Here is a 24,577-nt window from a genome sequence, read left to right as displayed (position 1 = left end):
CGCTGCAAGGACACCTGTCCCCCGCGCTCACTCCGGATGATCATTTCTTGCCCATGCAGGAATTCTCCGCCTCGGTGTAGGCGTCAGGCTTGTCTTCCTTCTTGGCAGGACGCACGCGTCCGACCGCGTTATTGGCGCGGGCGCGCAGATAGATGTAGAGGTCGTCCATGTAGCAGGCGACGTTCGGATTATCGCCGAGCGCCGGCATCACGTTCTCCTGCGACGAACTCACGTTCTTGCGGCCGCTCGCGACAACGCCGACGAAGTCTCCGTAGCTCATGGTCTTGACCGAATCCGTGAGGGCGGGGGCGTAGGTCGATCCCATCCCGTCGGGGCCATGGCAGACATGGCATTCCGAGTGATAGCGGCGGTATCCGGAGTAGGTGTACCAATCCACCGTGCCGTCAGGGGCGACCTTGAAGGTCGGGGTGCCTTCCTTGTCGAAGTACTTTCCGTCCTCGGACTTGACGGCAGTCGGATCGACCGCGTCTGCAGCGAGAGTAATTCCGCCAGATACCACGAAGATCATCGCGGCACCCACAAACCAGATTGTACGCAAGAGCTTGTCCTCGGGATTTGTTGGGAAGTGCTCCGGCGCATGGAGCCAGTCCATGCGCCGGAAGGGTAGATCGTTCAGTTTACTGCGGCAGGGCGAATACGGTCAGTGATCCGCCAAGCGCCGTGTAGTTGCTAAGCGCAGCGTAGCCGCCGACCGCGCCGAGACCATCGGTCGGATCGGTCAGACCGGCCGCAAGGCCGATGCCTGCCCAGCCACCGACGCCGGACAGAATTGCGACATACTGCCGGCCGCCCTGCTCATAGGTCGTGACGTTGCCGATGATGCCGGACGGGGTCCTGAACTTGTAGAGTTCCTTGCCCGTCTTGGCATCGACCGCCTTGAGGTAACCTTCGAGCGTTCCGTAGAACACCACGCCGCCGGCGGTGGCGAGCGCACCGGACCACACCGAGAACTGCTCCTTGTTCGACCACACGATCTTGCCGGTCTTGTTGTCCCAGGCAATGAAGTTGCCCATGTGGGATTCGCCGGGAGGCGGGTACATCGAGAGCGTCGCCCCGACATAGGGCTGGCCTGCGGTGTAGCTCACCTTGAACGGCTCATAGTCCATGCAGACGTGGTTGGTCGGCACATAGAACAGCTGGGTGTCCGGCGAGTAGGCTGCCGGCTGCTCGTCCTTGGTACCGAGCGCGGCCGGGCAGATGCCCTTGGTATTCTTGTCCTCGCCGGTCTGTTCTGTCGAATATTGACTGACGACCTTGGGACGGCCGTAGGTCGGCGAGCTCTTGTTCATGTCGACGCCGGTGGTCCAGTTGACCTTCGGATCGTACTTTTCGGCGACAAGCAATTCACCGTTGACGCGGTCGAGCGTATAAGCGAGCCCGTTGCGGTCGAAATGGGTGAGAAGCTTGCGCTCCGCGCCATTGAACTGCTGGTCGCTCAGGATCATTTCGTTGACGCCGTCATAGTCCCATTCATCATGGGGCGTCATCTGGTAGACCCAGCGGGCCATCCCGGTATCGGCATTGCGCGCAAAAATGGTCATTGACCACTTGTTGTCGCCCGGGCGCTGCTTCGGGTTCCAGGTCGAGGGATTTCCCGAGCCGTAATAGACCATGTTGAGCGCGGGGTCATAGGACAGCCAGCCCCATGTGCAGCCGCCGCCGATCTTCCACTGATCGCCTTGCCAGGTCTTGATGCTCGAGTCCTTGCCGATCGGCTTGCCGAGATCGGTCGTCTTCTCGGGGTCGACCAAGAGCTGATCATCCGGCCCTTCGGAGAAGGCCCGCCACACCTGCTTGCCTGACTTGAGATCGTAGGCGGTGACGTGACACTGCACGCCGAACTCGCCGCCGGAGATGCCAACCAGGACCTTGTCCTTGATGACGAGCGGTGCGGAAGTGCCGGTTGCGCCCTTGCCGGGATCGCCGTTCTTCACCGACCACTCAAGTTTACCGGTCTTGGCGTCGAGAGCGACCAGCGTGGTGTCGGCCTGGTGCAGGAAGATCTTGCCGTCGCCGTAGGCCACGCCACGGTTTACGGTGTCGCAGCACATCACCGGAATGACGTTCGGATCCTGCTTCGGCTCGTACTTCCAGACGATCTGTTGGTCCTTGGATAGGTCAAGGGCATAGACCTTGTTTGGGAACGGCGTGTGGACATACATCATGTTGCCGATGATGAGCGGTCCGCCTTCGTGGCCACGCAGCACGCCGGTCGAGAAGGTCCAGGCGACCTGGAGCTTGCCGACATTGGCTGCCGTGATCTGGTTGAGTTTCGAGTAGCGTGTATTGGCGTAGTCGCCTGCCGGCATCACCCAATCCTTCGGGTTCTGCGACATTTTGATCAATTCCTCGTTGGCTACGGCGCTGCCCACGGCGAACGCCGCCATGGAACCAAGACAAGTTGCAAATAGCAGTCTGCGCATTGCGTCCTCCCACTGATGAAGCCCAGGTACCGCCGAGGTGGCGGTCCACTTTTTCGATTTTGTCCCGTATCTTTATCCCGTTCGGGAATGGGAAACTTGCCCAAGAGGGAAGGGCATTTGCTCCAAAGCGAACCTCGGCGAGATTTCTGTTTTCCTGCCGATCGCCTGGGGCGTTGCCACACATAAGGCAGTGGTTTTGACCGCCGCTGTGCGGCGCACTACGACGGATGTCGCACGATCGAACTGAACCTTCCCCTTGACGGCGCAGAAACTAAGTCGGAGGATTGTCAAGTGGATGCCGGGACATACGTTGCTTAGGCAACAACGACCGTTCTAAATTGAGGTAAATCAAACTTCACCGTGACCGAGTCTCCCGCGGCAACAGTTACGTTTCTCGAATCGGTGGCTGGAAATGGTTGATACGCTCCACTCGCTTACCACTTCGGGATTGTCGCCGAAGAAGCAGATCCAGTGCTGGTCGGATGCACTGACGGATCTTTGCGGCCAATTTGACATAGATCCGTTGAAAGCTTCGTCGCTCGAAGCGCGTGTCAACTACACGACGGTCTCAAAGCTGAAGCTCTGTCAGATCGAGGTCAGCCAGCATCGCATCGCGCACACCGTGTCCCGTTCAAAAGCCAGCGAGCATCCCTACGTCAAGATATTGTTTCAGACGCATGGCGTTTCCTATTTCGAGCAGGAGGGCCGGCGCATCGATCTGATGCCCGGCGATTGTCTTGCCTACGATGTATCCTGTCCGCATACGATCATCAGCCCGGCGCTGACGCGGCACGAAGTCGTCATTGTGCCGAAGGCGCTGCTGCAGGAGCGCGGCTTCCATACGGCGCGGATGTCGGCGTGCAAGCTCTCGGCGCGCACAGGCACCGGCCGGATTGCCTTTGACTTCGTGCATGCGGCATTTGACCAGGCTGCGAGACTGTCGCCGAACAACGCGGTCGTCGTTGCCGATTCGCTGATCGATCTGTTGCTGTTGCCGCTGCGCGAGGCGGACGCGAGTTTCGATCGCGGTGGCCCCGAGGCGATGTATATTCGCGCTCAGGCCTTCATCCGCGAACATCTGCGCGATCCTGATCTGTGCATCGATCAGATTTCCGCGGCACTGGGCTGCACCAAGCGTTATCTGCACATGCTGTTCAGCGACCGGGGCATGACCGTCAGCGACTATATCTGGCAGGCGCGGTTGCAGAACTGCCGCCATGAACTGGAGACGCACGGCGGCAAGACCGTCACGGATGTCGCATTCTCATGGGGCTTTTCGAGTTCGTCCCATTTCAGCCGGGTCTTCCGCAGGTATTTCGGCATTGTTCCGTCTTCGATCCAGAAGGCGCAGCACAACAGCCCGGCTCCAGACGCTTCCTGAGTTCCTCAACTCGCAACAGCGTCCCTGATCTGAACCCGATCCGTAGATCGAAGCTCCGATGGCGCAGCGGCTCGTCGCCCAACGGGAGCCTTGCCTAGCCTGGTTCCTTAGGGCTGTTGGCGGCACGAACATTGCTTTGATCATCCCGCCGGAGAACACAGGAGCGGGACGGATGAAGCAAATCATCCTTTTTCTCGGAATTTTCGGTTGTTCCGTTACAGGGCTCGGCGCGCGCGACCTTGGTCAATGGGAAAACGCGGATCCTGCGATCCGGCAGTGGTACCAATCGCTGATGCAGCCCGACGCTCCCAGCGCATCGTGCTGCGGCGAAGCTGACGCCTACTGGGCCGATGAAATCCACGTCCGGGATGGCAAGACCTACGTGCGCATCACCGATGACCGGCCGGATGAACCGCTCGGCCGGCCCCACGTCAAGAACGGAACGGAAATCGAAATCCCGCACTACAAGCTCAAATGGGACCAGTCGAATCCCACGGGTCACGGCATCGTTTTCATGAACCGCAACGGTCACGTGTTCTGTTACGTCCAGCCCGGCGGCGTATGAGCGCTTGATCAGCCCATAGGAACATGCGGACAGATGCTTGACCGCTTCTGGGACCCACGCTTGTCGATAGGCACATTGCAATCGTCGATCCGCTGCTCGTCCATCCATTTCCTGCCGAGCCGTTCCTTGCCGGTCAGCGTTGCAGGCGGGTTTGCCGAGCCCGGTGCCGGCTGCTTGAGTTGCGAGTTGTCCTGGGCGTCGACCGCTGGCACGAGGCAAATCGCGAGGAGGGCTCCCAGCGTTCCGCAGATCAATGGTCGCATGTGATTAGCCTCGCAAATTGTAGACACTGATATCGGAAACATGAGGTGTGCCCGATTAAACAACAGCGAGATTCGACCCGCCACCCGGAACCCGTGGCCTCCGAGCCGGTTGCTCCTCCGTCCTGACGTGCTGGGGCGCGCGGCAGGTCCAAGGAGGATTAGATGAACACGAAACGACTCATTCTCGCGGCTTGCTCGATCGCTGTTTTGAGCATCGGCACCGCATTGGCAGCCCCCTGCGACACCACCGGTCGCGCCGCAAATCTGAAGGACGCGGGTTCCGGACCCGCATCGGTTGGCACCGGCCAGACCACCGGCATGGCTTCCGATGCCAAGGAACACGCGCCAACCAGCACGATGAATCGTGCAGCCAGCGATGTCGCAGCGTCTTCGCAGGATACGCAAAAGCAGATGCAAGGTCAGCCGACGGCGGCGCAGCAGGCCCAAGGCGCCAAGTCTGATCAGCACAAGTCTGATCAGCAAATGGCTGAAAAGGCCTGCGATTAGGCCAGCTGGGATTAGGCCGGGACCGCCGATCGTGATCGGTTGCGGCTAGCCGCGGCAGAACAGAGGTATTCGGCGTGCTCATTGACTTGCACGTCGCCGCTTCGAACAGCGTCAGGGCCCGTCTTTGGGCGGAAGAATCGGAGCGGGCAGTGGCGCGAATTCGATGTTCCCGGCTTCACCGGTCAGGAACGATAGATCGAGCGGACCGCCGCTCATCGGATCGCCGCCCGGTGCAGCCGTCGGGCGAAGTGTCGAGACATCGGAGGGTCCCTCAGGCGCGGGTTGTCCATTGCCGGATCCGTAATCGGCCGCGCGTCCGCCCTGCGGATGGCCTTTCATGATCTCGTCGCGCGCCGCGGTCACTTTATGCGCGAGTGCCGCGGAATACGGCAAGCGATGGGCCCGCGGCTGACCGCTCGGAAGATTGGCGGCATCGAGTTCCTCGACCCAGATATGCACCGCGCCGGGATCGCGATCGAGCGGGTTCGGCTCGACGACCCGCGCCCACAACAACTGGAACTGCGACGGCAGCGGTGCGGGCGCCGACCAGCCGGCCAGGCCTTCGATGCGGAAGAACGCCACGCAGTAGTAGACGCTGGTGACAAGCACGGCCGCTGCCTTGAGCTGCCAGGATACGCGGGCGCGCAGCACAAATATCAGCAACAACGCCGCCAGCAGCGCGTAGGCGATCGACAGACCCAGGATTTCCTTCTGCAATTCCATGGTCAGCCACTCTTGCTGAGCCGGTTGCGCAGCGTCTGCAGCAGCGACTTTTCGTGATGGTTGACGTCGACGATGCCGCCGCTGGCGTCGATCGAAAAGCGGACGGCGGTGCGTTCAGTGCCCGCGCTTTGCATCACCATCTTGTCGTAGTGGACGACCTGAACCGTCGGATTGAGCTTCTCGACCTTCACCGAGACCGGCACGGGTTCGCGGCCCATCGCGATAAAATGGTAGATATTCACGGTGTATTCGCCGGCGACGATGCCGCGGATGCTGACCGTCTCCTGGCGGATCGGCGACAGGACCTTGCGGCCATTGACCAGAATGAAATCGTTGGCGCCACCACGATCGTCGCGGTCGAGCAGCATGAATCCAGCCTCGCGCCGCCGATACCAGACCATATTGCCAAGCGGGTCCTGGACGAACATGTCGAAGTCATCAGGATGCTGGTCGGGCCAGGCCATCGTGACGAGGAATTCCGCCTTGCTGTCGATCTTGCCATCCTTTGCCTCGGGCGCGATGGCCAGCAATGCGACGAAGAACAGGAATGCGAGGACCTGTAACGCCTTGAACAGCATGACCGCGAACGGATCGAACGGCTCCTCCTGCGGCATGAGGTCATATTCGTCGATCATTCCGCCGCCTCGGGTCGATTCTCCAGGATCGAAACCACGCGGACTTCCGTCAGCCCGACGGCGAAGGCAAACAGCTTCGCGGTCGCATCGTCGAGCATGTAGTACTGGATCCTGACGAGGATGGAACCGACGAGACCGGCGAGCGTCGTGTACATGGCAACCGCCATGCCGTCGCTCATCAGATTCATCGAAGACCTGACCGTGCTGCGGTCGCTGGGATCTAACCCTGCAATTGGCGCCAGCATCATGATGAAGCCGATGATCGTACCGAGCAGGCCCAGCTTCATCAGCGTGTCGCTGGCGAAGGCGCCAAACTGGTTGGAGCCGCGGAGCCGGCTGGCCAGCCCGCGCAGCAGCAGCGTCTGATCGAGCTTCCGGGATCCCTGCAGGCGTGCCTTGACGGCAAGGTCGCGAATGTGAGCCGCGACCAGACCGGTTGGAAGCTGGCCGGCGCCTTCGACGACGACGACGGCGTCGCCGTCAAGATCAAGGCGACCCGATCCAGACGCGATCAATGCGCCGGTGCGGCGCGCCGCATCGCCCTCGCGTGCGATCACGATCGTGCGCCACAGGCAGTGTAGCGACGTCGCAAAATAGAGCAGAGCGATGATCGGCGAAAGATAGGTACGATCGCCAGCGACCATCTGCCGAACGAGGCCGAAGCGCCACAAAAGAAAGAACGCAAAAATCCACAGCCCGGTGAAGACCAGCCATCGCAACAGAGGCCCGCGGTCACCAAAAGAATCAAGATCGCCACTCGCCGTTGGCATCCGGACACCTCGACCCAAGAACCTGGACCCAAGAACCTCGACCCAAGAGAACGCCAACCTTCCACATGTCGCATGGGCAGGCAAACCGAATTCGTCAAATGTCGATTCAAGCTTCCGTTGGGCACAAGGTCTTTCACGGCCCGTGCGCTATTGCGCTCATGCCGCGAGACGATCCGGTGTTCCGCATTTGCCCAAGAGGGAAGTAACTTTGTCCGAGAGAGAAATTTCGAGCGCAAGTGCGGCAATCCAGCGTTGTGCGGTCGATGTTCCGTACTTGCGCTGCGTCCGGGGCCGCCCTAGGTTCTGCCCCGGCGTGAACGTCGCGCCAAACTAGTTGGGAGGACCCCGAATGACTTGGAAGACTCCGAAAATCGTCGAAGTGTCGGTGGGCATGGAAATCAACATGTACGCCTGCGCATCGCGCAAATAGACTGCATCGAAACGTTCTGCCCGGCTCTGGCTGCACTCTGCTGCTACGAGCCGCGGCAGGCGTCCGGTTCAAGATCCAGTCCGACTCGAGATTTAGTCCGGCTCAATATTTCAGAACATCGCCTCGCGAAATCACGCAGCGTCCAACTCCCTTTGCATTGATCGGCGCCGTCAGGCTTCTTGCAGAAGAAGCTTGTCATTCCATTTTCCCTTATTGGCGTCCTCGCGCCGGCACCTTCTGCCATGGCCGGAATTCAGGGATTACGCCTTCCGATTCCTTGGCCGCCGCCATCTGCGCCATGCTAGGGTGCCGGCAGTGACGCCTCGTTCATTCCCGTCGTTTTCATTCCTGTGGCTCGTGGATGCCAATTCGTTCCAACACCTGCCGGGCGGCATTCGTCTGTCTCTCCGTGCTGCTTCCGGGTGCTGTTTGCGCGGAGGGGATTGATACCGAGCATCTGTTCGGCTTCATGATCGGCACGGATATCGGCAGTGTCGGCGAGCGCGAGCTGCAGAGCGAGACCACCGGGCGTTTTTCCAAAAATGGTGGAAAGTACCGCGCGATCGGGCAGGAATTCGAATTGGAGTTCGTGCCTGCCAGGAATGTTCGGGTGGAGTTGGGAACCAGCTTTGCGTCCCATTACATCCGCGGCGTTCCAGGTTTGGAGGATCGGCGCCAGTTGTCGTGGGAAGGCGTGTCCTTGGACCTGCGCTACCGGTTTCTCGATCGGGACGCGGCCCCATTTGGCTTTACCGTCGCGGTAGAGAGCCACGGCAACCGCATTGACGAGACTACGGCGGCGGCGGTGCGAAGCTACGGGGGCGGACTGACGCTGGCGTTCGACCGCGAGATAGTTCCGAACGTCGCCGTCGCTGCACTCAATCTGATCTACCAGCCGGAATGGACGCGCGTTGTCGGCACCGGAGCCGCAGACCAGGAATCAACCATCGGCGCTGCGCTCGCCTTGATGGTGCAAACGCGTCCGGGTTTCTTTCTCGGCGGTGAAGCACGCTACCTGCGGCAATATGAAGGGATCGGGTTGCAGGAACTCGCAGGCCAGGCACTGTTTGTCGGGCCCACGGCCTATTTTCAATTGTCGCCGCGCTCACGATTGACCGCGGCCTGGAGCGTTCAGGCATGGGGACGTCCGGCCGGATCGAATGCGGCGCTCGATCTCGTCAACTTCGAACGCCATCACGCGCGGCTGATTTTCGGCGTTAACTTTTGAGCCTGTGCGGCTAACACGAGGTCGCCGGGTACCGGGTTTTCGCGGTGTGGTGAAACTTTTCGCTGCCTGTTACGTAGCTGTTTGTGTTATCTATTCAACGCACTAGCTCTGGGATCTCGGGCATGAATGCGATCGATTTGGTACTGACAGTGTGTGCCGTGCTGTCGCCGGCCACCTGCGAGGAGAGGCACCTTGTGTTTTCCTCGGATGTTTCCCCGCGGCAATGCGTCATGGCTGCGCAGCCCTATATCGCGCAATGGGTCGGCGAGCATCCGAAATGGACCGCGGTGAAGTGGCGCTGCGAATATCCGCGCCCCAACGACCGGGCGGATAAGGGCGAAGCTGCGCCCGCAGGCTGAAGCCATCTTGTCAGGGCGTCGCAAGGTCTACTTGTTGCAGTCCTTTAAATCCTTGTCGGCAATCGAAAATACGGCATCCGCCTTGATTTCGATATCTCTCACCAGACATTGCCTTGCGTCGGGATAGCTCACCTTGGCATCGTAGCGTCCGGGCTCCACGCCCGTGATGCGCAGGCGTTCGTCGTGGTCGACCTCCTTGTCCTTGTCGGTCAGGGTCAGGTTAGGTCCCCAGGCGTCTTTGCCGGCCGGCGATAGCTGGAAGCCCGATATTGTCGAGGTGGTCAGGTTCCAGAGCCGGATGCCCTTGCCCTTGCTCTGCGCGGCGAGTTCGCCTGCGCCCGCCAACAACAGCACGACCAAGGCCAATATCCATCGCATTATCAGATCCTCCCGCGGCAAACCTCAAGCTCTTCCTACCTTATCAGACGTTTCCGGTTTTTCGCCGTCTCGAAATTTTCTGGTGCTTTCAAACTCGCTGAATCACATCAAGCAGTTATCAGGCATCCCGCTCGGTGAGACCGCCGTTGATCCGCCGCATGATGTCTGACTTGATCGCAGCGATCTCGGCGTCGCCCCGCGCACGACGCGGCGTGCGGATGGGCAGGTCGGCAACAACCCGAGCCGGTCGCGGCGACAGCAGGAACAGGCGGTCGCCGAGACGAGCCGCATCGTCCACGTCATGGGTCACCAGCAGCGTCATCACGGAACGGCCGTCGACCAGCATGGCAATCTGATCGCGCAGACGGACGGCGAGCGCGTCATCGAGCGAGGCCAGCGGTTCGTCGAGAATCAGGAAATCCGGCTCGATGGCGAATGCGCGGGCGAGCGCGACGCGCCGGGCAAGGCCGAGTGATAATTCGCCGGGAAAATGCTTGCGATGTGCGCCCAATTCCAGAATTTCGAACAGCGCTGAAAGCTTCGCCTCGTCGGCCAGAGGTGCGACAAGCCGCACGTTTTCTTCGACCGATCGCCATGGCAGCAGCCGGGGTTCCTGGAACACGACGCCGATTCGTGCGCCGGCGGGACGCACGACGCGCCCTTGAAAGTCGTGGTCAAGGCCGGCGAGAATCCTCAACATGGTGCTCTTGCCGCAGCCGGATGGACCGACGAACACGCCAACCTCTCCTGCATCGAGCGTAAAGGCCACGCCGGCGATCACGTCGTGCTGTTCGCCCGCCGCGTTCCTGAACTTCTTGCTGGCGATATCAACCTCAAGCCGCACGGGGGCGCCACCGGGATAGCCGGGCCTCAAATGGCTGCACCAACACGGTTTCGATGACGAGCACGACAGCCGCGAAGCTCAGTGAATAGGCCAGCAAAAGCGGGATGTCGAACAATTGGAACGCCACGCCAATCTCGAAGCCAACGCCGTTCGGCCGTCCAAGCAACTCCGCAACAAGGACGATCTTCCAGACCAGGGAAAGTCCCGATCGCGCAGCGGCTGCGATATAGGGCGCCAGTTGCGGCAAGATGACGTGCCGGAACGTCCTTCCGCGCGGCAACGCAAATACTGTCGCCATTTCGTCGAGCGCCGCGTCGAGCGCCCGCGCGCCCTCACGCAGCGTAACGACGGCGGTCGGCAGCTTGTTGATGGCAATTGCCGCAATTGCGGCGACTTCGGTCAATCCGGCCCAGATGTAGGCGAGCACGATGACCACGAGCGCCGGCAGATTGAGCAGCAGGATCAGCCAGGGGTCACCCAGCCGATCGGCAAGCCGCACCCGGCCCATCAGGTAGCCGATGGCGGCACCCAGCGTCATCGCCAGGGTGAAGGCGAGCGCCACGCGCGCCAATGTCACGCCGAGATTGAGGAACAAGGCGCCCGACTTCGCTTCCGCAAGCATAGCCGCGAGCACGGTGGGCGGAGGCGGCAGCTTCGCATCGCCGGCGAGCAGCGAGGCGATCCACCAGGTTGCGAAAAACACGGCGAATGAAAACAGACGCGGCACCTCAGTCTCCCGGGATCGCGTGATAGAATGTGCCGGAAGCGAGTTCCGGCGCCGCCCCGACAAGTTCGCGGCCACCGATCCCAGCCAGCACGCGGTAGAGGATGCGCGCGTCGGCTTCCTCGTCGGCGATCGGGCGACGTGGAATTCCCTCCCGGTAGCGATCGCGATAGACGCGGAGCGTTGCGGTGTCGGGGGCGCCGGTCAGCGGCGCAATTTTCTCCCACTCGGCATCCGAGGTCGACAGGATCTCTTTCGCCATGCGGGTCATGGCGATAAAGCGGGCCACCGTGTCCTGGTTGGCGTTCGCCCATGCTTCGTCGAAGACGTAGCCGATCATCGCGGTGCGGCCGGTGGCGCCAAGTTTCGGCAGCAGATCCTCAACGCCGGCGACGCGGCGGAAGCCTTTCGCTTCCAGCACGGCGCAGAAATTCCAGTAGTTCATGGTGGCATCCATTTCTCCGCTGAGCGTCTTTGCCGTCAGCAGCGGCGGCGCGCCGTAAGCGATGGTCGCCTCCGACTTCAGGTCGATGCCGCCCTGTTTCAGCCACGCTTGCAGCAGCAGCCAGTTCTTGTCGATCGGGCCGCCGGCAACGGCGAGCTTGCGGCCCTTGAGGTCGGCCAAGGTCTGGATCGGCGACGCGGCCGGTACCATGACGGCGCCGAGCGCGCTCGAATAGGGATAGAATGTCAGCTTGGCGCCAAGTGTGCGTTCGCGCGATACCCACAGCCAGTCGGAGACGATGATGTCGGCGTTGCCGGCGCGAAGCGCGATCTTGCCCGCCTCCGGGCTCGCGAGTTCGACAACCCCCACCGAGAGATTGGCCTGTTTGTCGAGACCATGGGCGCGGATCACAGCAAGTTCCCACGCGAAGGTTCCGGTTTTTTGCACCGCAACCCGCACGGTCTCGGCGCTGTGGCATGTACCGACCTGCGCAACGGCCAAAATAACCGCAGCCAGCAGCATCCGAATGCAAATTGTCATGGTGAGCCGTTTCCGCGCGCATCTTTTCTTGAGGACTGTCATAGCATAGCTTCCACGCTTCGTAGCGGGAGGAAGATCATGTCAGCTGTCGGATCGGTACGACGTATTGTCGCCGCGTTGTCAGCGTTGACGGCGATGGCAACGATGGCGCGGGCCGAAGTGATCAACGACTATCCGACGTCGGCGCGCGCCGAATACGTCTTTGGTTGTCTCAAGGCGAATGGCGAGACGCGGCAGGCGATCGAACAATGCTCCTGCTCGATCGATATCATCGCGTCGATCGTACCCTATGAGCGCTATGTCTCGGCTGAAACCGTCCTGAGCATGGCGCAGGTCAGGGGCAATCTGGGCGGGCAGTTCCGCACGTCAGAGCAGGCGGCGAACGCGCTCAATGATCTCAGGCGCGCACAGGCCGAAGCGGAAGTGCGATGTTTCTAGAAGTACGATGTTTCTAGACGTCGTCGCGATGTGCTGGCGGTATTGCCCCGCCGCGTTGCGTCAGATCCCGGAATCGTCGACCTTCCATTCCTTCTGGAATACGTGGCCTTTGGTATCCCTGGCTTCGGCACGGAAGCGCGTCGCGCCGTTCGAAACATAGGTAAAGCGGATGTTAGGATCTTCCGAGATCGAGATTCCGCCTTCCATCGCCAGCACCAGACTATCGTCCTGCCACAGCCGCAACTGGTCGACGAAGAAGGCCGGGATGTAGAGCTGGGTCACCTGATCCATCTGAAGGCCGGAATGGCTGGGATGACCGATCATGATCTGCGCCTCGCGGGTGCCGCTGGTGGGTCCCTGGCCAGATCCTTGACCAGCACGCGCGAATTGCCGGTATCGCATCTGCCCCAGGCGGCTCTTGGCTTCGTCGGCGACCTTGGTTGCCGGTGCGGAGCAGCCGCCGGAAGCCTTCACATAAGTCTTCGTCATATAGAGCTTGCCGTCGCTCAGTTCGGCCACGGCATGAACATCGGTGTAGTTGTTGACGCGCACGCGCGTCGAGATTTCCGTCACATTGGCGTCCGGACCCAGTTCGAACTTCGCCGCCATCGGCGCCGGATTCTGGTCGATCACCAGCGTGATTCTCAACACGCGGCGGCTGTCGCTAGGCGGGAGCTTGGTGCGCAGGGTGACGGGAACGATCGCCGCATCCTCGGCGCGGTACGGCATCTCGATGGCGATCACGTCTGCGCCGTCGTTCATCGGGCGGTTGTTGAAGATGTCCTGTACCAGTCCGGGCCACGGATCGTTGGCCTCGGGCGTTGCCGCAGGCGCAATGCGCGCGCCGACGAGCATGACGCTCAGGAGGCTGGCGATGCAGAGCAGGTGGAAACGACGTCCGGGCATGGCGGCACCCCTTCGCTGGGATGGAACGTAGCGTCGCCAGTATACGTCATCGGGCGGGCTATTCCCATTCAATTTCCGAAAATGCGGTTGTTGCATTGCGTGCATTGTAGTCGTCGAACAGTTGCCATCGCGGTCGCTCGCTGGCCGCGGCGGTGTCGGCGGCGACCGTGATCGGAGCGCCACGGGCGACCAGCTTGCGGACATCGGCCGCCAGCGTTTCGAGGTAACGGCGTTGGTCGGCGAGGGCGCCCGGCCATTCGCTCACAGGTCCGTGACCGGGAATCACGCGTTGCGCGGGAAGCGTGCCGAGTTCGTCGGTCACGGCGAGCCATCCGCGAATACTGCCGTCCAGCACCGGAATGTGGCCAAGGAACACCAGATCGCCCGCGAACAGGGTTTTGGTTTGCTCGTCGAACACGGTGAGGTCGTTGTCGCTGTGCGCGGCCGGCCACGACTTCAAGGTCATGATTCGCGAGCCGAGATCGAGCTTGACCGTGCCGTCGACAAGGAGAGTGGGCGGTAACATGCGCACCCCATCCAGGGACTTCTCACCCATGATCCGGCGAAATGCATTGAGATAGAATGGTCCGCGCGCCGCCAGCGCCCGCGGCAGGTTCCGATGACCGACGAACTCGGTTCCATCGCCAGCGAATGCGGCGCCGCCAAAGACATGGTCCGGATGGCCGTGGGTGTAGATGACGTAGCGGATCGGTCTGTCGGTTCGCGCACGGATCGCCGCAAGCAGCCGCTGGCCCTCGCGAACGCTTCCCCCGGTGTCGATCACTGCCACCGCGCTCTCGCCGATGATGAATCCTATGTTCGCGGTCGCGCCGTCGTTCTCGCCCGTCATCAGCGCGGTCAGGCCCTGGTGCGCGAATATTCCGGGGGCGACTTCGCTCACAGGCAATTCTTGCTGCTGGGCCTGCGCTAGGGTCGACGTCGCGAAAACCACGAGTAGGGCAAGAACCGAAGCGCCATGAGCCATGTTTCTGCCTCAGTCTCGTCCGGAAGCGATCTCGGGTTTCGTCGAGCTGGTTTGCGTCGCAGCATGCAACACAAATCCAGCACGGGGATATTCCTGTTGCACGCTCTGGCACGCTGAGCAATTGATGGATAGCGGGCGTTCGATCAAGAAGGGAATGCATGATGACAGATTGGGGACAACGCCGCCGCTTGCTGGTCTCGCTTCTCGCGATCACAGCAATATTCGCCGGTCGCGATATCGCCGGCGCCCAGACCAACGACAGCACCGACCTGTCCATCGAGCTCATCGATCCCAAGGTGCTGAGGGTTTGCGCTGACCCGCGCAATTTGCCGTTCTCGAACGACAAGGGCGAGGGAATCGAAAACAAGCTCGGTGAGCTGTTCGCCGAAAAGCTGCAGAAAAAGCTGGACTATGCGTACTATCCGCAAGCGGCCGGCTTTGTCCGGATGACGCTCGCCGCACATCGTTGCGACGTCATCATGGGCTACCCGCAAGGCGACGACCTGGTGCAAGGCACCAATCCCTACTATCGGACCGCTTACGCGCTGGTGGTCAGGCAGGGCAGCGGCCTTGACGAGGTCGCGACACTGGGTGACGCGCGCCTCAAGGGCAAGCATATCGGCATTGTTGCCGGCACGCCGCCCGCCACCAACATGACAGCAAATGGTTTGATGGCGGAAGCCAAGTCCTATCCACTGATGGTCGATACGCGGATCGATTCATCGGCAGAAGTCATGATCAAGGATCTGACGTCGGGAAAGATCGACGCCGCCATTCTGTGGGGACCGCTCGCCGGCTTTTACGCCGGGAAGGCAAATCCGCCGCTTCACGTCACGCCGCTCGTCAAGGAAACCACGGGGCCTCGGCTCGTCTATCGCATCGGCATGGGCGTCCGGCCGGCCGACCAGAACTGGAAGCGGATGCTCAACCGTCTGATCCAGGAGAACCAGCCGGCCATCAACAGGATACTGCTCGACTTCGGCGTTCCCTTGCTCGACGAGAATGACCGGCCGATCGGCGCAGAGACGGCGAAGAAGTCGCCGTGATACGAACGCTGGCGTGCGCGGTCGTTGCGACCTTTGTCCTCGCAGCCAACGTTCTCGCGCAGCAGAATGTGCCGGAGCCGGACGGATATCGCACGGATAATTATCGCGCGGCTGTTCCTGCGACCCTCGCCGGCGTACGCGTCCTTACGACGGCAGAGGCCGAAGCGATCTGGCGCGCCGGCAGCGGTGTTTTTATCGACGTGCTGCCGCGTGCGCCGAAGCCGCCAAATCTTCCCGCCGGCACGGTCTGGCGTGACAAGCCGCGGCTCAACATCCCCGGCAGCATCTGGTTGCCCGATACGGGGTACGGCAAACTGGCAGAGCCAACCGAGGCCTATCTGCGGCGCGGGCTAGAGCGGGTGTCTCATGGCAACAAGGCCGCGTTGCATGTGATCTACTGTCAGGAGAATTGCTGGATGTCGTGGAACGCGGCGAAGCGGGTCCTGTCCTACGGCTATCCCAATGTGGCCTGGTACCCGGACGGAACCGAAGGTTGGGAGCGCGCCAGCCTGCCGGTCGCCGAAGCGACGCCTGAGCCCAGAACCGATGAGGAAGGGGGCAGATGAAGGGCCTGACGCAAAATTGCGAAAACAACCCCATGCAAAGTAGAATGGGCGGCGCGTTCGTTACTCGATCTCCTGCTGAATCATGCGGCCGAGCGCGAACAACCGCTGGTCGATCGCGGTGGGCACCTCGCAGACGAATTTGACCACGCGCTGCCGGTCCTCAAAGATCCGGGTTTGCCAGACCATTTGATTGCTGAGTTCGTCGATCTTGGGCTGATCGGGCGGGGACGCACCCTGCAGGGCATGCAGGGCGGACACGTCGGACCGGATCTTGTCGGCGGCCTCGCGCTGCTTGCGGGTGATCCGTTCCAATCCGTTCATGACCGACGCGCGCTGCGCGTTGAGGCTGTCGAACAGGCCGGCGAACAGCAGCTTGCCTGTCGTGGCCTTGTCGGTCGCCGGGCTGCCAAGAAATTCCGTGATCAGTTTCTGGGCGTCGTCAAGGGAAGTCCGTCTTGCGGCCAGCCTCGACACCAGCGGGCTCACCTTGGCATCGTCCTTCCATTTGTCCTTGACGTCGTCGAGTGGCGGACCGGCCCACACCGCGGTGAGCGAGATTTCCGGGACTTTGGCCTGGGTGCACGGCCAGTCCGGATAGCGCGGATCGGCGGCCAAGCCGGCCTTGGTCGATGCTGCGACAAGGAAGAGCGTCCCGATTGCGATCTGCCATCTCATGCTTCGCCTCCGGCGGGCCCGCGGCGAACCAGGCCGCGCGATGGGTCATAGGCGTATATCGCACCGATCATGAAAGCCGTTGTGCAGCAAACCACGACGGCCAGTGAAATCCAGTTCATCTGCCCATACAGCGCAAAGCGTATCAGTTCGACGGCATGGGTAAATGGATTGAACAGGCAGACATAGTAGAGCAAGGGGCTTCCCTCCTGCACCCGCCACAGCGGGTAGAGCGCGGACGAAGCGAAGAACATCGGAAAAATCACGAAGTTCATCACACCGGCAAAGTTCTCGAGCTGCTTGATGCCGGAGGAGATCAGCATGCCGAGCGCGCCGAGCATCAAGCCCGAAACGATCAGCGCCGGCAGCACCGTGAGATAGCCGATCGGCGGCGGCGCGATATCCCAGAACCACGCGATCAGGAGGAAGGCGTAGACCTGGAGCAATGAGACCGCGGTTCCCGCAACCAATTTGCAGAACAAGAGATACCAGCGCGGCAACGGGCTCACCAGGAGAGTGCGCATATTGCCCATCTCGCGGTCGTAGACCATCGAGAGCGACGACTGCATGCCGTTGAAGAGCTGGATCATCGCCATCAATCCCGGCGCGATATAGACCTCATAGAGAATGTAGGTTTCGTATGGCGGGATGATGGAGATGCCGAGGACCTGACGAAAGCCGGCGGCGAAGATGAACAGCCACACCAGCGGCCTGACCAGCGCCGAAACGAAACGTTCGCGCTGGTGCACGAAGCGCAGCGCCTCGCGCCACACGATGCCGTTCAGGCAGGTGACATATTGCGCGAGCGAGAAGCCGCTGTGGTGTCGGCTGACGGTCGTGGAGCTCATGACGCGGGGCTCCCGGAATCCACCGCAGCGCCGGTCAAGCGCATGAATGCGGAATTGATGTCACGGGCTCCGGCGTCGGCGATGATATTCTCGACCGGGCCATGCGCAAGGACCCGGCCTTGATGCAGGACCACGAGGTCGTCGCCGGGCACGATCTCGTCGAACAGATGGGTGGCCCATAACACGCCGATATCCTGCTCGATAACGAGCTGCCGGACGTGGCCGAGAATGTCGGCGCGCGCCTTGACGTCGAGCCCGACGGTCGCCTCGTCAAGCAACAGCAAGCGCGGACGATGCAGCAAGGCGCGCGCGATTTCCAGCCGCCGCATCTGGCCGCCCGAGAGGTCGCGAACCTTGCTGCCGGCGCGGTCCGCAAGTCCGATGCGCGTCAGCACTTCGTCGCTGCGCAGCCGTGCCTCGCGCTTGGCGATGCCATGCAGGGCGGCGTGATAGAGCAGGTTTTGCGTCACCGAGAGATCGAGATCGAGCGTCCGTGACTGGAATACCACGCCGAGCAGCCGCAGCGCCTCGCCTGGCGCAAGGCTGATGTCGTGGCCGAAAATGCCGATGCGTCCAGCCTGAGTTCCGAACAGCCGCGTGATCAGCGCGAACAACGTGCTCTTGCCGGCGCCATTGAGGCCAAGCAGCGCCGTGAAGCTTGCCGGTGCAACCGCGAAGCTGACGTCGATCAAAGCGCGCCTTGTGCCGTAAGAATGGCTGATGCCTTCGATCGACAATGCGGGAGTAGCCGCTGGATCGTCCCGGGGACGGGGGGCCGGCAAGACGGGTCCTGTGCTGTGTGCGTCGATTGCTGTCATGGCTGAGCAAACGTAATCCCCCAGGGCAGCTCGCCGACCTGGATTGTCTTGATCACCTTTTGCGCCGACACGTCGATGACAGAGACGTCGTTGGAAACGCCGTTGGTCACCAGCAGATATTTTTCGTCCGGGGTAAAGGCCATGTGCCAGACCCGTTGGCCGACCAGAAGATATTTCGTGACCTTGTGCGTGGTGGCGTCGACGACGGCAACGCGGTTGGCGGGGCCGAGCGCAATGAAGGCGGTCTTGCCGTCCTTGGTGATGCCGATGCCGACCGGCTGGATCGCCTCGCGCCGCAGGCCGGGAATGTTGAACTCGATCTTGCCGGTGATGGTGCGCTTGGCGGGGTCGAGGATGGAAACGGTGCCGCCGATCTCGGACGACACCCACAATTCGGAGCTGTCGCGCTTGAATTCGGCATAGCGCGGCCGCGCATCGACCAGCACATTGGCGACGATCTCGCGCGTCGCGGTGTCGATGAAATGCGCCATGTTGGTGGTTTCTGACGTATTGATCAGGATCTTGCCGTCCGGGCTGAGGGCCATGCCTTCGGGCTCGACGCCGACCTGGATGTCACCGAGGCGGACGCGCTTTTCCAGGTCGATGATGGTCACCGTGTTGTCGTTCTCGTTGGCGACATAGAGGAGTTTGCCGGCGGCATCCTGGGTGAACAGTTCCGGATCGGGACCGGAGGGCAGGCTGTCCACCACCTGATGGGTCGCGGTATCGATCACTTCGATCTTGTCGTCATCGCCGACCGCGACCATCACGAATTTGCCGTTCTTGGTGAATTCGATACCGCGCGGGCGCTGACCGACCTTGATGGTATGGGTGACGGCCCATTTGTCGGTATCGATCACCGATACGGTGTTGCTTTTCTCATTCGATACATAGGCGACGAAGGCCAAAGCGGGGCTGGTGGCCGCGAGCCACACTGCCATTCCGGAAAGCAGACACCGACGCCACATCCGCCATTCCTCCGTTTTCAGTTCAGTTTGCATTTGGTTTCGGGCCGGTCGACGCCGAGTGTGTCGAGTTCGGAGTACTGATGCAAGAAACCCTCCTGCGGCGAAACCGAGACGATCATGCGGCCGTCGACCAGCAGGATCGGCTGGCGTAGTTGCAGGTTCCAGTCCCGCAGCGTCAGCCGTTGTCCCTTGAACGCCGCAACCGAAAAATCCGGTCGCTTGAGAAAATCAAACACCGATTTCGGGTCGCCGGAGTTGGTGCGCGATGTCGCTTCGCCGATCATGCGCGCGGCGGTCCAGGCCTGCATGTCCCGCGCCGTCATGCGCCGCGAATTCAGTTTGACGAAGCGGTTCTGGATCTGGATCGCGCCCCACTGGTCGTGCGCCGCGTCCCAGCTCGTCGGCACAAGGCCGGCCGAGCCGGCGATCGGACGCGGGTCCCAGGTCCGGTAGGGCAGATAGGATGCGAACACTTCGCTTTCGTCCGCCGCGACGAGGACGTCATAGGCCGGCGCAGCTTGCGTAAACACCGGCATTTGACGCTGGATCAGGGTTACACCGCTGTCGGTGCGGCGCGCGCCGCCGGTATCCTCGAAGACCTTTTCCTGAACGATCTTGGCGCCGAAGCGGGTCGCCGCGCGCCGCAGCGCATCGGCGTAAAGCTTGTCGGGCTCGTGTGAGCCCACCACCAGCAGCCAGCGCTTCCACTGCTTCCACACCAGATACTGCGCCAGCGCGTCAGCGAGCATCGAGCGGGTCGGGGCAACATGGATCACGTTGGCGCGGCAATCCTGCTCGCGCAGCCGGTCGTCGATCGCACCACTGTTCAACAGCACGGTTTTGCGATCGCGCAGTGCATCGGCCGCCTTTAACAGCCCGTCGGCGGGCAGATCGGCGATGATGATGCCATTGCGGTCGGCGAGGGCCGTCGCCGCCTCGGCGACATCTTCGCCTTCCTTCAATCGCATCTCTTCCAGGAAGAAACGCTGATTGAGGAATTTGCCTGTGGTGTTGTTGTCCTCGATCGCCAGACGCGCACCGGCGATGCCGTCATTTTCCGACGGTTGCTCGACAAGGGACAGTTTCGATTTGATGCCGGCCTGACCGAGATAGCCGACGCGGATGTCGATCGGGTCGGCCGCGAACGCGGAACTGGCCACGATGCTTAGTCCGATTGCGCCGATCAGCCATCGGATCATGGACGCTCCCTGAATCCTCCTCCTCGACTTGACGACGATGGAGGGATACTTGTCTCGCAAGCACACGCGACTTGAAACTTGACTGAATTGTTCTAGCTTGCAAGTCCGCATTTCGTCGTTGTTCGACCGTCGATGTGAGGGATCACGCTCATGAGAGCGCAGTTTGTCTTTGCCGCGCTGATGCTGCTGGTGTCGGTGCCGGCGCGTGCGGATCCGCCGAAGCTCGCGATTTTCGATTTCGAGCTGCTGGACACCAGCCTCGAAGGCGAGATGAGGGGGCCCCAGGCCGACGAGCATGATCGACTGATCCGCATCAGCGATCTGGTGCGCCGGCAGTTGACGGAATCCAGCAAGTTCGAGCTTCTGGACATCTCGCCGGTGAAAGCTGCCGCTGAGGGCAGCAATCTGCAGGCATGCGGTGGTTGCGACGTCCAGTATGCGCAACGCATCGGCGCGGATCTCGTCATCACAGGTGTCATGAAGAAGATCTCGACCCTTATTCTCAACCTGACCATCTTCGTGCGCGACGCCCACACTGGACAGCTCATCACCGCAATGAATGCCGATTTTCGCGGCAACACCGATGAATCCTGGACACGGGCGACGAGCTATCTCGTGCGCAACCGGCTGCTGGCGCCCAATTATGGCAGGCCCCAGCCATAATGGACTGCGCAAAATTTCAGGCTCTCAGGCGCGCGGCGTGCCAGCGCAGATGGTCGCCCATGAAGCTGGAGATGAAGAAATAGCTGTGGTCGTAACCACCCTGGCGGCGCAGCGTGAGCGGAATGTTAGCCTTCTCGCAGGCGCTTTTCAGCAACTCGGGACGAAGCTGTTCGGCAAGAAACGAATCGGCGTCGCCATAATCCACCAGTAGATCGGAGAATCTGGCGCCGTCCTCGATCAACGCAACCGCATCATGTTTGCGCCAGGCCTGCCCGTCGCCGCCGAGATAGCCTCCCAGCGCCTTGATGCCCCACGGTACTTGTGAGGGAGCAACGATCGGCGCAAAGGCGCTGGCGGCGCGGTACCGGTCGGGATGGCGCAGTGCGACGGTCAGTGCACCATGGCCGCCCATCGAATGACCGAGGATGGATTGCCGCCCGGCATCGACGGGGAAATTCGCGGCGACCAGTTTCGGCAGTTCTTCCGTGACATAACTCCACATCCTGTAGTTACGCGCGAACGGCGCCTGTGTTGCGTCGACATAAAAGCCGGCGCCGAGCCCGAAATCGTAGGCACCGGCGGGATCATCGGGCACCTTGTCGCCGCGCGGGCTGGTGTCCGGCGCGACGAAGACCAGTCCGAGTTCAGCGCAGGCGCTGCGGAACTCACCCTTTTCGGTGACGTTGGCGTGGGTGCAGGTCAGTCCCGATAGATACCAGACCATCGGCAGCCTTGCGCCATCCTGATGGGGAGGGACATAGACCGAAAACGTCATGTCGGTCCCGGTCTCGGCGCTGGCGTGCTTGTAAACGCCTTGCGTGCCGCCATGCGATTTGTTGAGCGAAACCGTCTGGACTGTCATGAACTCTCCGTTGCCGTGCCGCGTCGCGCCGTCTTTAGGCCACGCCGTTGTCGATGGCCAGCCGCACCAGTTCGGCGGATGTGCGCACGCCGAGTTTGTGGCGCATGATCGAGGATGTATTGGCGACGGTCTTGTAGGAGGAATGGACCAGCCACGCGATTTCGGACAGGCATTTGCCTGCGCTGAGCAGGCGAAGTATCTCCATCTCGCGCGCCGTCAGTTTTGAAAGCGGGCTCCTTGCGTACGAGGGTCCGGCGAATGCAATGCTTTGCGCGATCGCCGGCGGCAAATAGACCCCGCCCTTTGCTACCTCGCGGATGGCGTCAACAAGATCCTGGGGATCTCCGGTCTTGGAGACAAAACCCTTGGCGCCGACGTCGATGGCGCGCACGGCGAATACCGGGTCATCGTTCATGCTGAACATGATGATACGCGCCGACGCATCGCGCCCGAGCAGGCGTCGCGCCAGTTCGAAGCCGGACACCGTCGGCAGGTTGATATCGAGCACGCAGATATCGGGATGCAGTTCGCCGAACACGCGCTCGCCGCTCTCCGCGTCGGAGGCTTCCACGACATCGATCTCCGGCTCGTCCGCGAACAAGGCACGACAGCCCGAAGCGACGATGCGATGATCATCTACGATCAGAACGCGCATTGGCATTGGTCCCGAATAGCCGCGTCAATCCCGTTGTGCACCGCATCAGGTGAAACACCGGCGCAGACTTCGGGGCGATACCTGCCGTCGATGGTCATGCAACCCGGGCGATGTTGCTATACGCTTCGATTAGATAGACGCCGGTTTTATCTGTCAACGCTCTGCTCGATGATGAATTGAAGACGAGTTCGCTCTCAGGCAAAGGCGATTTCACTCCTGGACAAATGATATGTGGCAAAAGCTTTCGTTACGTGCCCGGATCAACCTGCTGCTCGCGCTCGTCCTCACGCTTGGTCTGGCCATCAATGTTGCGCGGTTGGTGCTCGAGGCCGGGCCCCGGGTTCAGGCTGAAGATCAAAGCGTCATACGATTGGCGCGCGAGTTCATCGATACGATCGTTGCAGGACTAAAAGAGGCGCCGGATCCCGAAGCGCGACTGAACCAGATTGTCCACGACCTCAACAAGCTGCGTCACGTCAGCATCACGCGACAGAGCGAAGCCATCGCAAGATCCGGGATCGCGGACAAGCCGGACGACAATGCCGACGTACGCTCGCCGCCGGCATGGTTTGTCAGGCTTGTTCACCCCGAACAGACCACGGTGAACGTGCCGATTTCGATCAAGGGAAAACCGGACGCGCTGCTGATCACGTCGCATCCGAACGACGAGGTGGCCGAAATCTGGGACGGGATATTCACCCAGCTCCTGATCGGCGCCGCGATTGCGATCGTTCTTTTCCTCATTACCAGCAGGGTCGTTGGCCGGGCGCTCGCGCCGATCCAGACCCTTTCGGGTGCGATGGCGAAGATCGAAGCCGGCGGTTACGACACGCGCGTGAAACCGGACGGGCCGCCGGAACTCGTTGCCATTTGCGACAAGTTGAATCACCTTGCGGCCACTCTGGGCGATGCCGTTGAAGACAAGCGGCGCCTCGCCGAGCGCGTCGTCTCGCTGCAGGATGTCGAACGCAAGGAAATTGCCCGCGAACTGCATGATGAATTTGGACCCTATCTCTTCGCGTTGCGGGTGCACGCCAGCGCGCTGACGCGGATTGCGGAGGTGGGGGATCCGAGCGCGGAGGCCACGCGAAGGCACGGCAGTGCCATATTGGAACAGCTGAATGCCTTGCAGGCGTCCAATCGGCGGGTTCTTGAAAAATTGCGCCCCGTGGGACTGACGGAACTCGGCCTTCGCGAGGCGCTCGGCGCGCTGCTGCGCCTGTGGGGCGAGTCGCACCCCGAAGTTGCTATCGAAACGGCGATCTCGCCCTCCTTGGGCGACACCGGCGAGACGGCTGATCTGACGATCTACCGCACCATTCAGGAAGCGCTGACCAATGTATTTCGCCACGCCGGTGCGACCAGCATCAAGGTAAGCGTTGAACCGGCCGAACTGCCTGTGGGGCTTGCGCGTACCGGCCGCGGCGGCGCGCTGGTGCGGGTTCGTGACAATGGCAACGGATTGGGGCCCGATCACAAGCTGGGCTTCGGGCTAACCGGCATGCGCGAGCGCATTTTGGCGCTGGGCGGCTCGCTTACGATTGCATCAGGAGATCGCGGCGTAACGGTCGAGGCCTTGGTTCCCCGAGACGTGGGGCGATGATCGGGAATTTTTCCCGACCTCGTTCGGGACGTTTTGTATGGTGCGCAACTTTTTTTGACGCCCTAAGATCGCCGGCGGCGTACCGGCGGACATCAATGCAGCCGGATTGGGA

The 24,577-nt window shown here is 61.5% G+C and carries 30 protein-coding genes; 11 read left to right on the top strand and 19 right to left on the bottom strand.

Going from position 1 to position 24,577, the window contains the following annotated elements; all coding sequences use genetic code 11:
* Positions 1 to 40: 40 nt before the first annotated feature.
* On the bottom strand, positions 41 to 529 hold the full coding sequence (locus JQ611_RS13885) for a c-type cytochrome, methanol metabolism-related (protein WP_211998883.1): 489 nt from the start codon (positions 527 to 529) through the stop codon (positions 41 to 43).
* A 109-nt stretch (positions 530 to 638) separates the two neighbouring features.
* A complete protein-coding gene (gene xoxF5 / locus JQ611_RS13880; RefSeq protein ID WP_212390538.1) occupies positions 639 to 2,444 on the bottom strand; it encodes a lanthanide-dependent methanol dehydrogenase XoxF5 in 1,806 nt (601 codons plus the stop codon).
* Between the two features lie 412 nt (positions 2,445 to 2,856).
* Between xoxF5 and JQ611_RS13875 the strand changes: the two genes are divergently transcribed.
* Together JQ611_RS13875 and JQ611_RS13870 are read left to right on the top strand one after the other, a co-directional pair.
* Positions 2,857 to 3,825 carry a helix-turn-helix domain-containing protein gene (locus JQ611_RS13875; RefSeq protein WP_212263381.1) on the top strand — a complete coding sequence of 323 codons (969 nt, stop codon included), beginning with the start codon at positions 2,857 to 2,859 and terminating at the stop codon, positions 3,823 to 3,825.
* 58 nt (positions 3,826 to 3,883) lie between these two features.
* Entirely contained in the window at positions 3,884 to 4,390 is a 507-nt protein-coding gene (locus JQ611_RS13870; protein WP_249133151.1) for a hypothetical protein, read from the top strand.
* Positions 4,391 to 4,398: 8 nt separating this feature from the next.
* On the opposite strand, the gene JQ611_RS13865 is transcribed toward JQ611_RS13870, so the two are convergent.
* The gene (locus tag JQ611_RS13865; RefSeq protein WP_249133150.1) at positions 4,399 to 4,653 is read right to left on the bottom strand and encodes a hypothetical protein; all 255 of its coding nucleotides are present in this window, start codon (positions 4,651 to 4,653) and stop codon (positions 4,399 to 4,401) included.
* A 162-nt stretch (positions 4,654 to 4,815) separates the two neighbouring features.
* Between JQ611_RS13865 and JQ611_RS13860 the strand changes: the two genes are divergently transcribed.
* On the top strand, positions 4,816 to 5,160 hold the full coding sequence (locus JQ611_RS13860; protein ID WP_212263383.1) for a hypothetical protein: 345 nt from the start codon (positions 4,816 to 4,818) through the stop codon (positions 5,158 to 5,160).
* Positions 5,161 to 5,271: 111 nt separating this feature from the next.
* Here the strand turns inward: JQ611_RS13860 and JQ611_RS13855 are convergent, their stop codons facing one another.
* From JQ611_RS13855 to JQ611_RS13845, 3 genes are read right to left on the bottom strand one after another with little or no spacing between them, the layout of a single operon-like run.
* On the bottom strand, positions 5,272 to 5,883 hold the full coding sequence (locus JQ611_RS13855; RefSeq protein ID WP_212263384.1) for a hypothetical protein: 612 nt from the start codon (positions 5,881 to 5,883) through the stop codon (positions 5,272 to 5,274).
* 2 nt (positions 5,884 to 5,885) lie between these two features.
* Positions 5,886 to 6,518 (bottom strand): hypothetical protein, encoded by a 633-nt coding sequence (locus JQ611_RS13850; protein ID WP_211998808.1) that lies wholly within the window; start codon positions 6,516 to 6,518, stop codon positions 5,886 to 5,888.
* Positions 6,515 to 7,288 (bottom strand): MotA/TolQ/ExbB proton channel family protein, encoded by a 774-nt coding sequence (locus JQ611_RS13845; RefSeq protein ID WP_212263385.1) that lies wholly within the window; start codon positions 7,286 to 7,288, stop codon positions 6,515 to 6,517. The genes JQ611_RS13850 and JQ611_RS13845 overlap by 4 nt, the downstream gene beginning before the upstream one ends.
* Positions 7,289 to 7,637: 349 nt before the next feature.
* Between JQ611_RS13845 and pqqA the strand changes: the two genes are divergently transcribed.
* The 3 genes from pqqA to JQ611_RS13830 all read left to right on the top strand — a co-directional run bounded on the left by pqqA (position 7,638) and on the right by JQ611_RS13830 (position 9,305).
* A complete protein-coding gene (gene pqqA / locus JQ611_RS13840; RefSeq protein ID WP_192736930.1) occupies positions 7,638 to 7,718 on the top strand; it encodes a pyrroloquinoline quinone precursor peptide PqqA in 81 nt (26 codons plus the stop codon).
* Between the two features lie 409 nt (positions 7,719 to 8,127).
* A complete protein-coding gene (locus JQ611_RS13835) occupies positions 8,128 to 8,946 on the top strand; it encodes a hypothetical protein (protein ID WP_212465742.1) in 819 nt (272 codons plus the stop codon).
* 122 nt (positions 8,947 to 9,068) lie between these two features.
* Positions 9,069 to 9,305: a hypothetical protein gene (locus JQ611_RS13830; protein ID WP_212032699.1), complete on the top strand. Its 237-nt coding sequence runs from the start codon at positions 9,069 to 9,071 to the stop codon at positions 9,303 to 9,305.
* A gap of 27 nt (positions 9,306 to 9,332) precedes the next feature.
* On the opposite strand, the gene JQ611_RS13825 is transcribed toward JQ611_RS13830, so the two are convergent.
* From JQ611_RS13825 to JQ611_RS13810, 4 genes are all read right to left on the bottom strand, one after another.
* Complete coding sequence (locus tag JQ611_RS13825; protein WP_212263387.1) at positions 9,333 to 9,683, bottom strand: hypothetical protein; 351 nt, start codon at positions 9,681 to 9,683, stop codon at positions 9,333 to 9,335.
* A gap of 118 nt (positions 9,684 to 9,801) precedes the next feature.
* The gene (locus JQ611_RS13820; RefSeq protein WP_212263388.1) at positions 9,802 to 10,527 is read right to left on the bottom strand and encodes an ABC transporter ATP-binding protein; all 726 of its coding nucleotides are present in this window, start codon (positions 10,525 to 10,527) and stop codon (positions 9,802 to 9,804) included.
* Positions 10,517 to 11,254, bottom strand: coding sequence for an ABC transporter permease subunit (locus JQ611_RS13815; RefSeq protein WP_212263389.1), 738 nt, complete (start codon positions 11,252 to 11,254; stop codon positions 10,517 to 10,519). Before JQ611_RS13815 ends, JQ611_RS13820 begins: the two co-directional genes overlap by 11 nt.
* A gap of 1 nt (position 11,255) precedes the next feature.
* A complete protein-coding gene (locus JQ611_RS13810) occupies positions 11,256 to 12,218 on the bottom strand; it encodes an ABC transporter substrate-binding protein (protein ID WP_409411271.1) in 963 nt (320 codons plus the stop codon).
* A gap of 96 nt (positions 12,219 to 12,314) precedes the next feature.
* On the opposite strand from JQ611_RS13810, the gene JQ611_RS13805 reads away from it, so the two are divergent.
* On the top strand, positions 12,315 to 12,674 hold the full coding sequence (locus JQ611_RS13805) for a hypothetical protein (RefSeq protein ID WP_212263391.1): 360 nt from the start codon (positions 12,315 to 12,317) through the stop codon (positions 12,672 to 12,674).
* Between the two features lie 60 nt (positions 12,675 to 12,734).
* Here the strand turns inward: JQ611_RS13805 and JQ611_RS13800 are convergent, their stop codons facing one another.
* A complete protein-coding gene (locus JQ611_RS13800) occupies positions 12,735 to 13,580 on the bottom strand; it encodes a quinoprotein dehydrogenase-associated SoxYZ-like carrier (RefSeq protein WP_212263392.1) in 846 nt (281 codons plus the stop codon).
* 58 nt (positions 13,581 to 13,638) lie between these two features.
* On the bottom strand, positions 13,639 to 14,565 hold the full coding sequence (locus JQ611_RS13795) for a quinoprotein relay system zinc metallohydrolase 2 (protein ID WP_212465741.1): 927 nt from the start codon (positions 14,563 to 14,565) through the stop codon (positions 13,639 to 13,641).
* Between the two features lie 161 nt (positions 14,566 to 14,726).
* Between JQ611_RS13795 and JQ611_RS13790 the strand changes: the two genes are divergently transcribed.
* Entirely contained in the window at positions 14,727 to 15,611 is an 885-nt protein-coding gene (locus JQ611_RS13790; protein ID WP_212263394.1) for a substrate-binding domain-containing protein, read from the top strand.
* Complete coding sequence (locus JQ611_RS13785) at positions 15,608 to 16,177, top strand: PQQ-dependent catabolism-associated CXXCW motif protein (protein ID WP_212465740.1); 570 nt, start codon at positions 15,608 to 15,610, stop codon at positions 16,175 to 16,177. Before JQ611_RS13790 ends, JQ611_RS13785 begins: the two co-directional genes overlap by 4 nt.
* A gap of 60 nt (positions 16,178 to 16,237) precedes the next feature.
* Here JQ611_RS13785 and JQ611_RS13780 read toward each other — a convergent pair whose 3' ends face one another.
* The 5 genes from JQ611_RS13780 to JQ611_RS13760 are packed head-to-tail and all read right to left on the bottom strand — an operon-like array spanning position 16,238 to position 20,682.
* Complete coding sequence (locus tag JQ611_RS13780) at positions 16,238 to 16,852, bottom strand: hypothetical protein (RefSeq protein ID WP_212263396.1); 615 nt, start codon at positions 16,850 to 16,852, stop codon at positions 16,238 to 16,240.
* Entirely contained in the window at positions 16,849 to 17,697 is an 849-nt protein-coding gene (locus tag JQ611_RS13775) for an ABC transporter permease (RefSeq protein ID WP_212263397.1), read from the bottom strand. The genes JQ611_RS13780 and JQ611_RS13775 overlap by 4 nt, the downstream gene beginning before the upstream one ends.
* On the bottom strand, positions 17,694 to 18,515 hold the full coding sequence (locus JQ611_RS13770) for an ABC transporter ATP-binding protein (RefSeq protein WP_212465739.1): 822 nt from the start codon (positions 18,513 to 18,515) through the stop codon (positions 17,694 to 17,696). Before JQ611_RS13770 ends, JQ611_RS13775 begins: the two co-directional genes overlap by 4 nt.
* Complete coding sequence (locus JQ611_RS13765) at positions 18,512 to 19,483, bottom strand: YVTN family beta-propeller repeat protein (RefSeq protein ID WP_409411270.1); 972 nt, start codon at positions 19,481 to 19,483, stop codon at positions 18,512 to 18,514. The genes JQ611_RS13770 and JQ611_RS13765 overlap by 4 nt, the downstream gene beginning before the upstream one ends.
* A 17-nt stretch (positions 19,484 to 19,500) precedes the next feature.
* On the bottom strand, positions 19,501 to 20,682 hold the full coding sequence (locus JQ611_RS13760) for an ABC transporter substrate-binding protein (RefSeq protein ID WP_212465737.1): 1,182 nt from the start codon (positions 20,680 to 20,682) through the stop codon (positions 19,501 to 19,503).
* A 150-nt stretch (positions 20,683 to 20,832) separates the two neighbouring features.
* On the opposite strand from JQ611_RS13760, the gene JQ611_RS13755 reads away from it, so the two are divergent.
* A complete protein-coding gene (locus JQ611_RS13755; RefSeq protein WP_192736665.1) occupies positions 20,833 to 21,345 on the top strand; it encodes a DUF3280 domain-containing protein in 513 nt (170 codons plus the stop codon).
* Between the two features lie 16 nt (positions 21,346 to 21,361).
* On the opposite strand, the gene fghA is transcribed toward JQ611_RS13755, so the two are convergent.
* Positions 21,362 to 22,207, bottom strand: a complete 846-nt coding sequence (gene fghA, locus JQ611_RS13750; RefSeq protein ID WP_212465736.1) for an S-formylglutathione hydrolase — start codon at positions 22,205 to 22,207, stop codon at positions 21,362 to 21,364.
* A 34-nt stretch (positions 22,208 to 22,241) separates the two neighbouring features.
* Positions 22,242 to 22,862 (bottom strand): response regulator transcription factor, encoded by a 621-nt coding sequence (locus JQ611_RS13745; RefSeq protein WP_212465735.1) that lies wholly within the window; start codon positions 22,860 to 22,862, stop codon positions 22,242 to 22,244.
* Between the two features lie 229 nt (positions 22,863 to 23,091).
* Here JQ611_RS13745 and JQ611_RS13740 point away from each other — a divergent pair, with 229 nt between their 5' ends.
* The gene (locus JQ611_RS13740; protein ID WP_212465734.1) at positions 23,092 to 24,465 is read left to right on the top strand and encodes a histidine kinase; all 1,374 of its coding nucleotides are present in this window, start codon (positions 23,092 to 23,094) and stop codon (positions 24,463 to 24,465) included.
* Positions 24,466 to 24,577 lie beyond the last annotated feature (112 nt).

Origin of the sequence: Bradyrhizobium sp. AUGA SZCCT0182 (assembly GCF_018130185.1) — a bacterium.
Lineage (GTDB): Bacteria > Pseudomonadota > Alphaproteobacteria > Rhizobiales > Xanthobacteraceae > Bradyrhizobium.
The sequence above is the reverse complement of the archived record's forward strand: the minus strand, read 5'-3'. Positions and strand labels throughout refer to the sequence as shown.